Annotated in this window: 12 protein-coding genes; 1 reads left to right on the top strand and 11 read right to left on the bottom strand. The window is 70.1% G+C overall.

The genetic code is table 11. From position 1 onward, the window contains the following. The 11 genes from CO540_RS00060 to CO540_RS00010 form a co-directional block, all read right to left on the bottom strand. Positions 1-1,098 carry an isocitrate/isopropylmalate dehydrogenase family protein gene (locus tag CO540_RS00060; protein ID WP_099160220.1) on the bottom strand — a complete coding sequence of 366 codons (1,098 nt, stop codon included), beginning with the start codon at positions 1,096-1,098 and terminating at the stop codon, positions 1-3. After that, complete coding sequence (locus CO540_RS00055; protein WP_157779021.1) at positions 1,095-1,934, bottom strand: amidohydrolase family protein; 840 nt, start codon at positions 1,932-1,934, stop codon at positions 1,095-1,097. Before CO540_RS00055 ends, CO540_RS00060 begins: the two co-directional genes overlap by 4 nt. Beyond that, positions 1,927-3,369 (bottom strand): four-carbon acid sugar kinase family protein, encoded by a 1,443-nt coding sequence (locus CO540_RS00050; RefSeq protein ID WP_099160216.1) that lies wholly within the window; start codon positions 3,367-3,369, stop codon positions 1,927-1,929. Before CO540_RS00050 ends, CO540_RS00055 begins: the two co-directional genes overlap by 8 nt. Continuing rightward, positions 3,366-3,770 (bottom strand): VOC family protein, encoded by a 405-nt coding sequence (locus tag CO540_RS00045; protein ID WP_157779020.1) that lies wholly within the window; start codon positions 3,768-3,770, stop codon positions 3,366-3,368. The genes CO540_RS00050 and CO540_RS00045 overlap by 4 nt, the downstream gene beginning before the upstream one ends. Positions 3,771-3,772: 2 nt before the next feature. After that, positions 3,773-4,687 carry a carbohydrate ABC transporter permease gene (locus CO540_RS00040; protein ID WP_099160213.1) on the bottom strand — a complete coding sequence of 305 codons (915 nt, stop codon included), beginning with the start codon at positions 4,685-4,687 and terminating at the stop codon, positions 3,773-3,775. Continuing rightward, a complete protein-coding gene (locus CO540_RS00035; RefSeq protein WP_099160211.1) occupies positions 4,684-5,640 on the bottom strand; it encodes a carbohydrate ABC transporter permease in 957 nt (318 codons plus the stop codon). Before CO540_RS00035 ends, CO540_RS00040 begins: the two co-directional genes overlap by 4 nt. A 5-nt stretch (positions 5,641-5,645) precedes the next feature. Next, entirely contained in the window at positions 5,646-6,968 is a 1,323-nt protein-coding gene (locus tag CO540_RS00030) for an ABC transporter substrate-binding protein (RefSeq protein ID WP_099160209.1), read from the bottom strand. Positions 6,969-7,201: 233 nt separating this feature from the next. Continuing rightward, positions 7,202-8,026, bottom strand: coding sequence for a hypothetical protein (locus CO540_RS00025; RefSeq protein WP_099160207.1), 825 nt, complete (start codon positions 8,024-8,026; stop codon positions 7,202-7,204). 931 nt (positions 8,027-8,957) lie between these two features. Then, entirely contained in the window at positions 8,958-10,760 is a 1,803-nt protein-coding gene (locus CO540_RS00020) for a glycoside hydrolase family 6 protein (protein WP_099160205.1), read from the bottom strand. A 1,351-nt stretch (positions 10,761-12,111) separates the two neighbouring features. Continuing rightward, a complete protein-coding gene (locus CO540_RS00015; RefSeq protein ID WP_157779019.1) occupies positions 12,112-12,603 on the bottom strand; it encodes a carbohydrate-binding protein in 492 nt (163 codons plus the stop codon). Next, positions 12,567-13,571: a family 43 glycosylhydrolase gene (locus CO540_RS00010; RefSeq protein WP_157779018.1), complete on the bottom strand. Its 1,005-nt coding sequence runs from the start codon at positions 13,569-13,571 to the stop codon at positions 12,567-12,569. The genes CO540_RS00015 and CO540_RS00010 overlap by 37 nt, the downstream gene beginning before the upstream one ends. Before the next feature lie 220 nt (positions 13,572-13,791). On the opposite strand from CO540_RS00010, the gene CO540_RS30280 reads away from it, so the two are divergent. After that, positions 13,792-14,428: hypothetical protein (locus CO540_RS30280; protein ID WP_216642312.1), on the top strand; the 637-nt coding region annotated here is incomplete at its 3' end.

The raw sequence follows: 14,428 nt of genomic DNA, 5'->3' as shown, positions 1-14,428 counted from the left end.
TTACCGCCTCCGCCCCGCCGCCGCGACGATCGCCGCACCGACCTCGACGGTGCTCGCGGTCCCACCCAGGTCCGGCGTGCGGACCCGTCCTTCGGCGAGCACGTCGCCGACGGCGTCCTCGATCAACCTGGCCACCTCGGCCGCGGCCGGATCCGCGTGCCGGTCCGCCAGCCAGTCGAGCATCATGGCCGCCGACAGCACGGTGGCGATCGGATTGGCCACGCCCTTGCCGGCGATGGTGGGCGCGGAGCCGTGCGCGGGCTGGAACAGCGCGTGCCGGTCACCGACGTCGCCGGAGGCGGCCAGGCCCAACCCACCGACCGTGGCTGCCGCCAGGTCGGAGATGATGTCGCCGAACATGTTCTCGGCGACCACCACGTCGAACATGTCGGGCTGCTGCACCTGGTACGCGGTCATCGCGTCGACGTAGACGTGCTCGGCGCCGATGTCGGGGTGGCCCTCGGCCACCCGGTCGAAGACCCGCCGGAAGAACGCGTACGAGGCGAGCACGTTCGCCTTGTCCACACAGGTGACCGTCCGGCGGCCGTCGCGGGGTCGGCCGGCGCGCTTGCCTGCCAGGCGGAACGCCTGTTCGGTCACCTTCCGGGTACCGGTCGCGGTGATCACGATGGTGTCCGTGGCGACCTCCTCCCGTACGTTGCAGCCGCCGGTCCGGGAGGCGTACAGGCCTTCCACGTTCTCCCGCACCACCACGTAGTCGACGGGCGGCGCGGCCGACAGCGGGCTGGTCAGTCCCGGCCAGGACCGGACCGGCCTGATTCCGGCGTACAGGTCCAGGTCGAAGCGGAGCCGGAAGATGACGTCGCCGTTGACCTCCCGACCGTCCGGGTGACGCGCCTCGGGCAGACCGATCGCGCCCATCAGGATGGCGTCGGCCCGCACGCAGGCGTCGTACGTCTCGTCGGTCAGCACGGTGCCCTCGCGCAACCAGCGGGTGGCGCCCGCGTCGTGTGTGTCGAGATGGAGCGAGATCCCGCCGTGCGCGGCGGTGAGCCGTTGCAGCACCTCGGTGGCGACGGCGGTGATCTCGGGACCGATGCCGTCTCCGGGCAGCACGGCGATGCGGTAGTCGGTCATGCGGAAACCTCCGGTCGGGGGGTGGCGGGGGCGGACGGGTCGAGGGAGAAGACGCTGGCGGCGGTGCCGGCGTAGACGAGGCGTCGTTCCCCGGGGGTCAGACCGACGGCGTCGAACTTCGCCAGTTCCACCGGGATGTTGTCGATGTGGTCGCTGCCGAACATGACCCGGTGGGCGCCGAGCCGGCGCACCATCTGCCGGACGCTGAAGGCCGGGCACCAGGACGGCTCGAGGTGGACGTTCGACTGCGTCACCGCCACCTCGATCGCCTCGGCACAGAACGCGCCGAATCCGGCGTGGCAGAGCACCACCGGCCGCTCGGCGTACCGGCGGGCCGGGTCGACCACCCGGTGCGGCAGGGTGTGCGGCCCGCCCAGGCCGGTGTGCACCATCACCGGTACGTCGTAGTCGGCGGCGATTCGGAACGCCTTGTCGCAGACCGGGTCGTCGGGCGCCACCGCGAACCCCGCGGTGTGGATCTTCACCGCGACGAACCCCGGCCGGTCGAGCAGGGTTGCGGCCCGTCGCCGGTACTCCGCGTCGGGCAGGCGCGGGTCGAGGTTGACGATGCCGTACAGCCGTCCGGGATGGCGAGCGACCGCCTCCCCGATCTCGGCGTGCACCTCGTCGGCGGTCTCCCGGTCGGTCGACGGCTGCGGCATGACGAGCGTGGTGTCGATGCCGTGGTGGTCCATCGCCGCGAGCAGCTCGGGCGCGCCCGCCGAGTATCCGGTGGCGGCGGAGCGACCGAAGTGGCCGTGCACGTCGACCAGCGGCGACCGGCGGCTCGCCGGCCGGATCGTGTGTACGTCGTATCCATTCAACGGCTCAGGCATGTGTCGACTCCTGCCAATCGGCTCCACCGAGCCTCGCCACCACCGCCAGCAGATCGTCGGGACCGCCGACGTTGCCGGGAAAGACCACATAGGTGAGGCCCGGGAACCGGCTGTTCATGCCAGCCCGCCACACCGGCACACCCGGCACCACCTGCCCGAGCACCTCGGCCCGGTTGATGCCCAGCCCGTCCGCGGCGACGTCGCTGGACGTGATGCCGCCCTTGGCCACCACGAAGGCGGGCCGGCCCGGGATACGGCCGACGATCCGCACCAGCCCGGTCGAGATCCGTACGCTGCGGGCGAGGGCCCGCGCCGCGGTCGCCGCGGTCAACACCCGCCGGCTGGTGTGCACCACCGCGGTCCGGCCCTCCGCCATCGCCTCCTCGGCCAGCGCGGCCGCCCGCTCGACCTCGGCGGCCGCCTGCCGGTCGGACCCGGCGAGCAGCGCCGCGTCGACCTGCACGCCCGCCACCGCGGGGTCGGCGAGCAGTCGGCCGAGCTGGGCGGTGGTGGTGGGCACGTGGGAGCCCACCACCACCAGACCTCCCCCACCGGTGCGCCGCCGCAGACCCAACTCACCGACGGTGAGCAGGTGCCGTGGCGGCAGCCCGGCCCGGACCCGGACGAAGGACGCCGCCGTGCGGTAGAGCAGTCGCGCCCCGGCCGCCTCGGCTGCCAGGACCCCGGCGACCAGCACGTCGAGGTCGGCCTGCTCGGCCGCGTCACAGGCGCAGACGGCGCCGTCGCGCAACCTGGACAGCCGGCGGAAGACGGCCGCCGGGCCGCCCGTGCGCAACTCCCGCAGCGTCAGCAGCTGCACGGCCTCGCGCGGGATCCGGCCGCCGCTGCGCTCGGCCACCCAGTCGGGCAGGTCGGACGAGCCGAACCCGAACGTGGCGTCCCGGGCGTACGGCGTCCGGCCCACCGGCGTCCAGCCGTCGGCATCGGCCACCCAGTGCCGGCCGTCGACGGTCACCCGCCCGCCCTCGATGAAGGCGGGCACCAGCAGGACGCCGTCGAACCCGCCACCGAGACCGTCCGCCAAGGCCATGGTCTCGTCCGGGAAGTGTCCGCGCAGGGTCGAGTCACCCCGACTGACCACGACGACCCGACTCCGCACCGACTCGGCCGCGGCACGGATCTGCCGGCCGGTCCTGGTGTTGATCTCCGCGGCCCGGGCCGGATCGAGCGACCGCGAGTTGGTCAGCAGGAACAACGCCGGCGGTCTGGAGGAGAGTTCCCCGGCGATGGCGGCGGCGTCCCATCGGGTGAGCACCGGCACCCCGTGCACCGTCTGCGTGCCGGTCGGGTCGTCGTCGAGGACGACGACCGTGCGCCGTTCGGCGGCGATGCGCTGTGCCAGTGGCGGTACGAAGGGCTCCGCCCACGGGGCGGGCAGCCCGGCCAGGTCCGGCGCGGTCGACAGGTGACTCATGAGCCGGTCAGCTCCACCTGGACGCCGCCGGAGCGGCGCGGATCGAGGAAGACCGAGCGCCGGCCGCGGATCCCCTGGTGCGGCGCCGGCTGGTCGGGCGGGACGCCGACGCCGTCGCCGTGCCAGGCCACGTCGACCGAGTCCACCGCGAAGCAGAGGTGGTGCAGGCCGGCACCGTGCCGGTCCAGCCACTCGTGCAGCGGGTGCGGCCGGACCAGCGGCTGCACCAGTTGCAGGTGGACGTTGCCGAGGTCGAGGTGGGTGAGCAGGACCGTGTCGTCGTTGACCACCTCGGCGTGCGTGACGGCGAAGCCCAACCGGTCCCGCCACAGCGCCAGCGCCTGCTCCGTGTCGGGCACCACCAGCCCGACGTGGTCGAGCCCGCGAACCTGCTCGCGCATGCTCATCCCTTCACCGCTCCCGCGGTCAGGCCGGACAGGTAGTAGTCCATGAGGAAGGAAAAGATGATCACCACGGGCAGCGCGCCGAGCAGCGCACCGCCCATCAGTTGGCCCCAGGCGAACACGTCGCCGACCTGCAGTGCGTTGACCAGGCCCACCGCGACGGGCTGCTTGTCGGTCGAGCGCACGAAGGTCAACGCGTACAGGTATTCCTGCCAGCAGAGGGTGAAGGCAAAGAAGAACACCGAGACCACGCCCGGCAGCACCAACGGCAGGTCGATCACCATCATCGCCCGCAGCCGGCTGGCGCCGTCGATCCGGGCGGCCTCCGCCAGTTCGACCGGCAGACTCTGGAAGTAGCTGGAGAGCATCCAGGCGATGAAGGGCACCAGGAAGGTCAGGTACACCAGGATCAGCGCGCCGAGGGTGTTGCCCAGGTGCAGCCGGTTGACCACGACGTTCATCGGGATGAACAGCAACGCCGGCGGGAGGAGGTAGGTGGAGAAGACGATCACGCCCACCACGGCGCCGCCGCGGTACCGCAACCGACCCAGGCTGTACGCCGCCGGCACCCCGATGACCAGGGCGATCGCCGAGGCCGACAGCGCCACGATCAGGCTGTTCAGCGTCCAGGTGAGGAACTTCGTCTCGGTGAGCAGCTCCCGGAAGTGTTCCAGGGTGAGCCCACTGACCGAGAACGGCCGGTCGGCGACCCGGTAGAGGTCCGATCCGGTGCGCAGCGAGGTCAGCGCCATCCAGACGAACGGGAACAGCGTGAAGACGGTGAACAACGTCATCGTGACGGTGATCAGCAGTCGGCGGCCCAGTTTCAGGCGGCGCAGAACCCGTCCGGTACGCGGCGGAGGCGCGGGCAGGGGTGGCCGGGCGGCCCGGCCGGACACGGTGGTCATGGTCATTTCGCCTTTCGTCGCATCACGGTCAGTTGCAGCGCGATGATCGCGGCGAGCGCGGGGAACACGAAGAACGAGATCGCCGAACCGGAAGCGATGTCCGCGCCCCGGATGCCGGTGCGGAACGCCAGCGTGCTGATCAGGTGGGTGCTGTTGACCGGGCCGCCGTTCGTGAGGATCCAGACGATCTGGAAGTCGCCGAGCGTCTGCACGAACGAGAAGAGGGTGACCACCACCAGGATCGGGGTCAGGTGCGGAAGGATGACGTACCGCAACCGCTGCCACGCGCTCGCGCCGTCGACGACGGCCGCCTCGACGAGTTCCTTGGGTACGGTGGCCAGCCCGGCGAGGATGATGATCCCGAAGAACGGGGCGCCACGCCAGATGTTGACCGTCTGCACGGCGGCCATCGCCCAGCCCGCCTCGCCCAACCACGGGATGTTGCCGTCCACCAGCCCGGCCTGCCGGCCGAGGTAGGTCAGCACGCTGAAGTCCGCCTGGAACATCCACATCCAGGCCAGCACGCTCAACGACGAGGGCACGACCCAGGGCAGCAGGAACGCGGCCCGGAAGAACCGGCGGAACCGACGGACCTCGTTGAGCGCCAGCGCCATCACCAGGCCCAACACCAGCTTCGCGAGCACGGCGGTGACGGTGTAGTTGAACGTGTTCCACATGGTCCGGGCGAAGACCGGGTCGTCGAGCAGCTCCAGGTAGTTGGTCAGCCCGACGAAGGAGACCGAATCGCTGCCGAGTGACTTGTCCGTCAGGCTGAACCACACGGTGAGCACCAGCGGATAGCCCACCAGCCCGAGGACCACCACCGCCATCGGCAGGACGAGCAGGTAGCCCAGCGGGGTCTCGCGGTCCAGGAAGGACCACCGCTCACGGGCGGCCGGAGGGCCCGGCCGGGCCGGGTGTCGCGGCCCCGCGGCCCGGTCCACTGTGCGTACGGTCATCGACGTCAGCCCCCGTACACCTTCTTGAGCTCACCCTCGGCGACCCGGATGGATTCCTCCGCGCTGGCCTTGCCGCTGATCACCCGGGCGAACATGTTGACGATCGTCTGGTTGTTGTACGCCTGGGCCGACTGCCGGGAGGCCGGCCCCGGCCAGCCCGGCATGTGCCCGCCGGCGGCCAGACCCTTGAGTCCCTTGAGCTTGGCCTCGGAGTTCCACGGCATGGTGGGCAGGTCGTCGTAGCCCTTCAGCAACGGGGTGTAGTAGGTGAGCGCGATCTCGGCCAGCTTGCCGAGCTGCGCCTTGTCCATCAGGTGGCCGAAGAGGTCCTTGGCCGGTTCGATCCGCTTGCTGTGCGAGAAGATCGCCAGCGAGTTCATCTCGACGAGCTGTTGGTGACCGGCGGGGCCCTCGGGGTAGCGCGCGTGGCTCATGTTCTTCGCGACGTCCGGAGCCTGCTTCTGCGCGGTGTACCAGATGCTGGTGGCGTTCTGGGTCACCGCGATCTTGCCGGCGAGGAAGCTGGTGTTGTTGCCGCCCTCGTCGTAGGAGGAGATCTCCGGGGCGCTCGCGGCGGCCAGGTCCTGCATCACCTTGATGGCGGCGCGCGTCTCGGCGCTGTTGATGGCGACGGTCTTGCCGTCCTTCTCCACCTCGGCGGCCCCGTAGGACCACAGCAGGGAGTAGGCGACGCTGGCCGAGTCGTTCGGCCCCGCCTGACTCATGGTGAGTGCGACCCGGGGAAGCTTCGCGTCCCGCAGCCGGGTCGCGGCCTCGACGAGACCGGTCCAGGTCTTCGGAAACTCGGTGATCCCCACCTGCGCGAACAGGTCGGTGCGCCAGTTCATCACGTGCGCGGTGTAGGCGCGCGGAACGGCCCGCCACCGGCCGTCGACGACGCAGGCGTCCCGGGCGACGTCGTACCAGCCGCCGTTGCGTTCACCGATGGATTCGCACAGGTCGGTGAGGTCGACCAGGCGATCCGCGTAGATGTGCGCCTGGTTGGCGAAGAGCTCACCGAGGTCCTCGCCGGCGCGGGACTCGACGACCGCGGCGATCTGCTCCCGCCATTCCTTGGCGAAGGTCAGCTCGACGGCCCCGTCGTGGGAGTCCGCCCAGGCGGTGGCCTGCTTCTGCTGGAGTTCGTGGATGGCGGGGATGAAGCTGGCGCGCATCAGGCCGGTGAGGCTGGCTCCGCCGAGCGACGTCCCGCCGGCGGTCGAGGTGCCGTCCTCGCCACAGGCGGCGAGGGCGACGGTGAGGCCGGCGCCGAGGCCGAGGCTCAGCGCGTGGCGGCGGGTCAGGCCGGTGCGGCTCAGGTGTGCCATGGCTCCTCCAAAGAGGGGGCGAGAAGGTGTGGTGGGGGTGCGGAGGTCGATCGCGTCGGCCCGTTCCGATGTCTCGGGGAGAGCCGTCGTCGGGGCCGACTGTCGGGCGGTGACGGACGAGGGCGCCACTGTCAGTCAGCCCGGTGGCTCGGGAGCAGCCCGCGGCACTGCCCGGGCGGTGGGCGGGGCGGCGTGACCGCGGGTGTCGCCAGCGGGCGCCACCCCGTCCACCCTCACTGCAGGAAGTTGCGCAGCTTGGTCGCGTTGCCGGAGTCGTCACCGGTGATCAGGTAGTACATCATTCCGGCGTCGGAGACATCGCCGTTCTTGTTCATCACGTTGTTGACCACGTCGTGCACGTAGCGCAGACCCGGGTCTGCCGAGTTGGCCATCCAGGACCACCTGGCCTCGCCGCCGTTCGTACCCAGGCCGGCGTTCTGGTCCGGGATGCGGGTGTACCGCACCTGGGGGAAGTCGCGGCGGATGTCCGCGAGGTTCCAGATGTTGTCGTCGTCGTCGTGGTTGTTGTTCCAGTCGGAGTGGGAGATCAGCGTGACGTGCGGGTGGACCGCAGGGTTAGAGGCGTCCAGCGCCCGGTGTACGACACCCATCGGCCCGGCGCCGATCAGGCAGAGCCGGCTGCTGGCCGTCGAGGCATCGATCTTGTTCTTCAGGTGGGTGACCGCCCGGCCGAGATCGGCCTGGCTGTTGCGGAAGATGACGCCCGTGTCGTAGCCGAACCGGCTCGCGGTGCCCTCGGTCGCGGTGACCATGTCCCGCTCCCAGCTCGCGGTCGAGCTGCCCAGGTGCGAGTTGTAGTCCCAGTGCACCAGGCGGGACTGCTGGCCCTTCTCCGCGAGCAGCGCGAGCGCCATCGCGGAGGCGCCGATGTCGTCGCGGTCGTGGTAGTTGCCGTCGGAGCTGACCGCGATCCGCTCACACGGGTAGTTGAGCGCGGGTGCGGCCGCGTGGGCGGCCACCGCGCCGGGACCGAGCAGCGTGACGGCCGCGACCGCCGTCGCGGCGACGCGCCACCCCCTGCTGAACGCCTTGTTCATTCGACCTCCGTTCGTCGATGCGAACCTGACGGATACGTTGTATACAGTGAACACGGACAACGTCAATGGAAACTTTGTGGCAATACCTCGGTAACACTGCGCAACCGAGGTGGCGACCAGAACCGAGGACGGGCCACGAGGGTCAGCGCGATACGACGCCCGAACTGCAACACGGTTGTTCCATGGGCGGTCGGTCCGCCCGTCGACGAACTCCGCCCGGCGGGCCCGGACGCCGGTGAACACCCCGACCCGCCCCCGGGGGTTTCATGTCACCGCCACCCCGGCGCCGTCGATGAATCATTTCAGCCTTCGCTCGGCCCGGACGATCGCCGGCGAGATCCGCGACCGCCTACGGATACGCTGCTCAACCGACCTTCCGCGGAGTGACGGCTCCGGCACTGTCATCGGTGATCATCGCGCCAGAATTGAGATGCGTGGATGAGCATGGCAGCCTCGGGCCCACCGCCCGACTCCGTCCGACCGAACGGGTGCCGCACGCACCACCGGCCTGCGACCCGCTCCACACGGCGGTGGTGACACGTACCGGCCCTCGGTTGGGCGAGCCGGGGGCCGGTACCCCCGCGTGCCGGCGAGATCGGGCGGGTGGCATCGAGCAAGCCCGTCGTCGTGCGCGGCCCACGGTGCGGAAACCGGCGTTGCCCATCGACGAGTCGGGCGGTTTGGACGACCGCGCGGAGGCCCAGCCTTCTGGCGCGGTCGGCCAGCAGCCGGTGGTGGACGGGGGCCTGGCCGGTGAGCAGGCTGGCCCAGGCGGGGCGCCGGCGCGGTCAGCTTGCCGGCCTGGACGACGTTCTCGTTCGCACCGGTCACCCCAAGCGTCCCTGACCCCGGCCGGGCGGCCGGGATCAGGGACGCGGGAACTACCGCGAGTGGTGACGTGCCGGGTTCGAGCGACCGACGCGCACCGGAATCAGGACAGCGCCGGGTAGGCGTTCTGCATGAGCTGCGCGAACTGCGCCGGGAACCAGGCACCGGAGATCGGTGCGTTGGGCAGGGCCCCGGTCATGCTGTAACCGTTGCGGGCGTTGCCGGTGTAGGTCGGGTCGCACATCCGGTCGAAGCCCTTGCCCTCGTCGTTCGGGATGGCGGTGCTGGAGCCGTCCGACTCGCCCGGCGGCTTCACCCAGACGTAGGCGTCGATGCCCGGCTCGGGGTTCGCCCGAGGCCGCTCACCGAGACCCGCCCCGGCCTGGTTGCACCAGTTGCCGGCGTGGATCCGGCGGTCGATGCGGCCACCGTTGACGTAGGCGTCGACGTTGGTCATCGGGCCCGGGCCGGTCGGCCGAGCGGAGCCGCCCCAGCCGTTGCGGGAGGTGTCGATCAGCATGCCGATGTTGTTCCGGAAGCCCTTGGAGATCAGCTCCTGCCGGAACGCCTGGGCGAACGAGAGCTCGTCGACGTAGAAGTTCCAGTCCACCCACTTGGACTGCCGCACCATCTGCCCATTCACCGTGTCCGTGACCTTGAAGTACGGCTCCTTGAGGGCGGAGTAGTTCGCCGTGTTGACGATGAAGCCGGTGACGTTGTCCACCGTGCTGCCCGAGGCGATCGCCGCCTGGTGCAGCAGGGTCGCGACGGGGCTGAAGTTGCTGTCCCAGCCGATCCAGCCGTGGTGGGCGGCGTCGATGTAGTTGTAGACGTTGCCGATCGCGCCGAGCTTGGCCAGCGCGTAGCCGACGCCGTTGATGTACGCGCCGTTGGCCTTGACCGTGTCGCACATCGCGGTCGCGCCCGGGCTGCCGCCGGTGTTGGTGTGCAGGTTCGGGATCGAGTCGATCTCGATGATGTTGACGATCCGGAGGTCCTTGTACTTCGGGTCGGCCTGGATCGCGGCGATCGGGTCGATGTAGTCGGACTTGTACTTGGGCAGCTCGTTCGGACCGAGCTCACCGTTGGAGGCGAGCGCGGCGCAGTCGCGGCCGGGCAGGTTGTAGATGACGAACTGGATGTAACCGGCACCCTGCCGCAGCGCCTCGTCCAAGTGGTCCCGCACGCCCATCGCGCCGTTGGAGCTGCTGTCCGGGGTGCCGTTGATGGCGGCGATGCGGTCGAGCCAGACCGCGGTCGGGTTGTTCGACACCCGGTTGCCGCCCGCGACCGACTCGGCCTTGGCCTTCCACTCCGGGTTCACGTAGCCCCTCACCCCGGCGTACGGGTTGTCCACCTTCGGTCCGGGCGGGGTCGTCGGGCCGGTCGGCGACGGGGTCGGGCTAGTCGTCGGCGACGGACCGGTGGTCGGGCTCGTGGTCGGCGACGGGCTGCTGGTGGGCGGTGTGGTCGGAGTGCCGCCGTTGCAGACCGTGCCGTTCAGCGTGAACGACGTCGGTTTCGGATTGCTGCCACTCCACGAGCCGTTGAAGCCGAGGCTCAGCGTCGCGCCGCTGGCGACGGCGCCGTTCCAGGACTCGTTCTGGGCACTGACCTCCCGGCCGGACTGCGCCCACCGTGCGGCCCAGCCCTGCCCCACGCGCTGACCGCCGTCCGGGAAGGTGAATCCCAACGTCCAGCCGTTGAGGGCGTCGCCGACATTCTTGATGGTGACCGAGGCGGTGAACCCACCCGGCCAGTCGTTGGTCGAGTAGGACACCTCGCACTGGGTGGCGGCCTGGGCTGCGGTGACGGGCAGCGCTACCAGCCCTCCCGCGACCAGGACGCCTGCTCCGGAGAGCGCGACCGCCCGGCGTGAGCCGGAAAGCCTTCTCCACACGTTCATTTGCACAGATCTCCTTCGGGACGGTACCGGGCCGTGGGAGGCCCGGTCGATCGACCCGGCGGGCAGCCGAACGAACGGCCCACCGGTGTCATCGACGTTGTTCCTGAGGTGCCCGACCCGGACGGGCGGTGGTGGTGCGATGGCGTCGACAGTGACGCGATGAGCAGGTCGGCGGGTAGGCCATCCGGAGAACCGGTGCCCTTGACCTCCCGCCGATGTGCCGTTTACGAGCGGCCCCTAAGCCCCACAACTGTCACACGAGCGCGCTTCCATTGCAATAATCCAAGAGAGTAATTTTTCTCGGTCACATCTGGCATCAAAATAAGCGCGGAGCCGGGCACTCATGCAAAGCGAAGAAAGCCGCGCGCAGTCCACTGCCGACCGTCGCTTCGCCCAAAGTTAGCAGCTCAGGGCAGCCACAACGCTCGTCGAAAAGCGAGCAGCCTCCAACCCGAAAACTGTCACCGACTCGTCACGTCACCGGTAAGACTTAATGCGCACCGAAGACTCAGGTCAAAGTCCCCCATCCCCTGCTTTTGGTGCACGAGATTCGAGCGACGAAAGCGACGCCGTCGCCGTGAGCGGTTTTTTCTGCTGACGTCGAGATCCCGCGCCGCGCCACACCGGCGGGAACCGGGGACTGTGCGGGAGTGTCTTCGCCAGAGGCCGGCGGCAGGACACCCGCGCCGACACGTCGACGCACCTTCGAGACAACCGGAACGGTTGGGCCGAGGTGGTCACTCGGCACGCCGGGACCGATCGACGATCGGCGGCTTTCTCCGGACCGCGATGGGGCTCGCCGCGGCGCCCGTCGACCCCGGGCCTCTGCAGCGCGACCACACTGAATGCCTGATCGGGGCACCTGATCGCCATGTTCAGCCAGATTGCTCCGGCGGCGGTCGGACCAGGTGGATCGAGTGCCGGCAGGCGGCACCCTGCCGATCGGTGCTCGCCGGCGCGTCGCAGCCATGGTCCATCACTGCGGCACCCCGGCGTAGTCGCCGTCGCACGAGGTCGGTACGGCCCTCCCCGGGATGCGCTCACCCGGGCAGCAGCAACGACGACGGTGGTCACCGTCGTTGCCAGCCAGCTGCCGATATACACGGCCCAAGCATCGTCAGAGCACGTACATACGGGCCACATCTTCGATCCCCTCACCCCACCCCACCGCCCCTGACCTGCGACGGCGTAGATCGAGGCTCTGAAACGTCCACGCAATCGAGCGACTCCCCGACCGACGTCGGGTGTCCGGCCGAGCGGGATCCCGTCGAAGGCAGCCGGGTAGCCACCGCCGGCGACGGCGTTCCGCCCGGCCGTCCTGCCCGGGCGGAACGCCTGGTGCACGTCGCCGTCAGCGCTGGACCACGTCGAAGAGATCCAGGTTGAGCAGGTAGTCGCCGGCGCCCTCGAAGGTGAGGGTGAGGCGCTGCTTCGTGCCGGCCCTGAGGTCGACGTCGGCGGCGACGACCTGCCAGGCCGTCCAGCCACCGGTGCCGCGGACGGTCGTCCCCCCGACCTGCGCCTGGCCCTGCTTGACGCTGATCCGGGCGCCCGTCGCCGCCGACGCGTAGCGGAAGGTCAGCCGGTGGCGGCCGGAGGCGGCGACGTCCACCTCGTACGTGACCGAGGAGCCGTCGGTGACGTACCCGATGCTGCGCCCGTCGGCACCGGCGGTGGTCTCGATGCGAACGCCGCCCGTCTGCGCGGTGAAGTCCTCCGCCTGGATGCGGCCGGGGACACCTGGCGGGTTGGCGCCGCCCGGCGAGGCCACCTGCCTCACCCCCGTCGTGGTGTGCACGACCTTCTTCAGGCCACCGTCGGCGCGGAAGTGCAGGTAGTCCACCGAGGCGTTGCGGCGGTATCCGGCACCGGGCTCACCGGCGGCGTTGGTGTAGTTGCCCACGTGGTAGAAGTAGTACCACCTGTCGGCGTACCGGATGATCGAATGGTGTGGTCCTGCGCCCCGGCCGGGCTCGGCCCGACCGCTCCCTTGAGCTGGCCCGCGCCGCCGAACGGGCCGTACGGTGAGCTGCCGGTGGCCCAGAAACCCTGATCGCTCTCGCCCTGCCAGTCGGTGTAGGTGAAGTAGTAGGTGCCGGCCTTCTTGAAGACGAAGATGCCCTCCTTGTGGTTGGTCGCGCCGTAGCTGACCACCCTCGGGCTCTCGGCGAGTTCAGCCATGTTGCTCTTGAGTTTGGCCACGTACGGGACGTGCCTGGTCTGCCCGCCCTCGTTCTTCCAGCCGCTCCAGTACAGGTAGTAGTCGCTGCCGTCCTGCAGGACCATCGGGTCGATCCCGGAGATGTTCGGGATGTGACGGCCGCTGTCGGCGAACGGCCCCGCCGGGCTGTTCGCGGTGGCCACACCGATCCGCCAGATCCCGCTCCTGTCCTTGTGCGGGTAGAACAGGTAGTTCGTCGTGCCCCTGCGGGCCGCGCCCGGCGCCCACATGTAGCCGCGGGATCCCCAGCTGACGTCGCGGGAGTGCAGGATCTCGCCGTGGTCGGTCCAGTTGACCATGTCGGTGGAGGAGAAGACGTGGTAGCCGTCCATCCCCGAGTAGTTCGTCGAGGTGTCGATCGGCGGCCGGTCCTGGGAGGTGTACATCCACACCCTGCCGTCCCACACGTGGACGTCCGGATCGGCCCCTCGGATGTTCGTCACGATCGGGTTGCCGGAGGCCACCTCGGCGGTCGCCATCGCGGCCTGCTGTTGTTCGGCGTCGGCGGAGGTGATGCCGGCGACCGCCATCCCGAACACGGTGACGGCGCTGACGGCTGCGGTGAGCAGCCTCCCTCTTCTGTGCACCACGGAACTCCTTCTCGGCCACCGGCCTCGTCGACCCGACGGCCGGCACGGGGTTGCTGCTGACGGTGCAGAACACTCCGCGCTGCCGTGGACGGTTTCGTCGCAGCAGCACCGAATCCGGCGTTCCCCCGGTGAAACCTGGGCCGCTGGCGCGACGTGTCCTCCTGCGATCGGTGCTTCCGCCGATCGACGGAAGCCGAACGAGTACTGAGGAGACACGACGATGTCACGACGATCCTGGCGTCAGCTGGCGATTGCCGGCCTGCTGGTGGCCGCGGGTGGTGGGGCCTGGGCGGTGGCCCCGACCGCCTCCGCCGACGACGCCCCCCGCATCACCCAGCTCGCCGGTGTCACCGAGGGCGCCACGCTGAGCGGCACCGCCCGGATCGAGGCGCGCACCAGCGGCACGGTCGACCGGGTGGAGTTCTCGCTCTCGGGCGCGAGCACGGCGACCTGGACCGAACGGGATGCGCCCTACTACTTCCTGGGCAACAACGGCACGGTCGTGCCGGGCTGGAACGCGGCCGCCGCCCCGGACGGCGCGTACACGCTGGCGGTGCGGGCGATCGGCCCCGGTGGCACCGCCCAGCAGACGGTACGGTTCACGGTCGGTCAGCGGGTCGGCGCGCCGGGCGCGACGCCGGCGACCGGCGGCGACGTGAGTGCGGCGAACCCATCGGTCAGCAACGGGGTGGCGACGTTCACCGCGAACAAGGCCATCGGCAAGCTGTCCGTACCGGACTCCTGGACGGAGATCGTGATCGGCGCAGGGGTGACGCTGAAGGGCAACTTCTTCATCCCGGCCAACCGCACGAAGGCGCTGACGATCACCGCCGGGACAAGCAGACGTCCCAGTGACC

Origin of the sequence: Micromonospora sp. WMMA2032 (genome assembly GCF_002688545.1) — a bacterium.
Lineage (GTDB): Bacteria > Actinomycetota > Actinomycetes > Mycobacteriales > Micromonosporaceae > Micromonospora > Micromonospora sediminicola.
Note: the sequence above shows the minus strand (reverse complement) of the source record. Positions and strands in the feature narration are given on the sequence as shown.

Excerpts from the sequence above, each read along its gene's own strand:
- CO540_RS00060 (WP_099160220.1), bottom strand. The coding sequence starts at position 1,098 with ATGACCGACTACCGCATCGCCGTGCTGCCCGGAGACGGCATCGGTCCC.
- CO540_RS00055 (WP_157779021.1), bottom strand. The coding sequence starts at position 1,934 with ATGCCTGAGCCGTTGAATGGATACGACGTACACACGATCCGGCCGGCG.
- CO540_RS00050 (WP_099160216.1), bottom strand. The coding sequence starts at position 3,369 with ATGAGTCACCTGTCGACCGCGCCGGACCTGGCCGGGCTGCCCGCCCCG.
- CO540_RS00045 (WP_157779020.1), bottom strand. The coding sequence starts at position 3,770 with ATGCGCGAGCAGGTTCGCGGGCTCGACCACGTCGGGCTGGTGGTGCCC.
- CO540_RS00040 (WP_099160213.1), bottom strand. The coding sequence starts at position 4,687 with ATGACCATGACCACCGTGTCCGGCCGGGCCGCCCGGCCACCCCTGCCC.
- CO540_RS00035 (WP_099160211.1), bottom strand. The coding sequence starts at position 5,640 with ATGACCGTACGCACAGTGGACCGGGCCGCGGGGCCGCGACACCCGGCC.
- CO540_RS00030 (WP_099160209.1), bottom strand. The coding sequence starts at position 6,968 with ATGGCACACCTGAGCCGCACCGGCCTGACCCGCCGCCACGCGCTGAGC.
- CO540_RS00025 (WP_099160207.1), bottom strand. The coding sequence starts at position 8,026 with ATGAACAAGGCGTTCAGCAGGGGGTGGCGCGTCGCCGCGACGGCGGTC.
- CO540_RS00020 (WP_099160205.1), bottom strand. The coding sequence starts at position 10,760 with ATGAACGTGTGGAGAAGGCTTTCCGGCTCACGCCGGGCGGTCGCGCTC.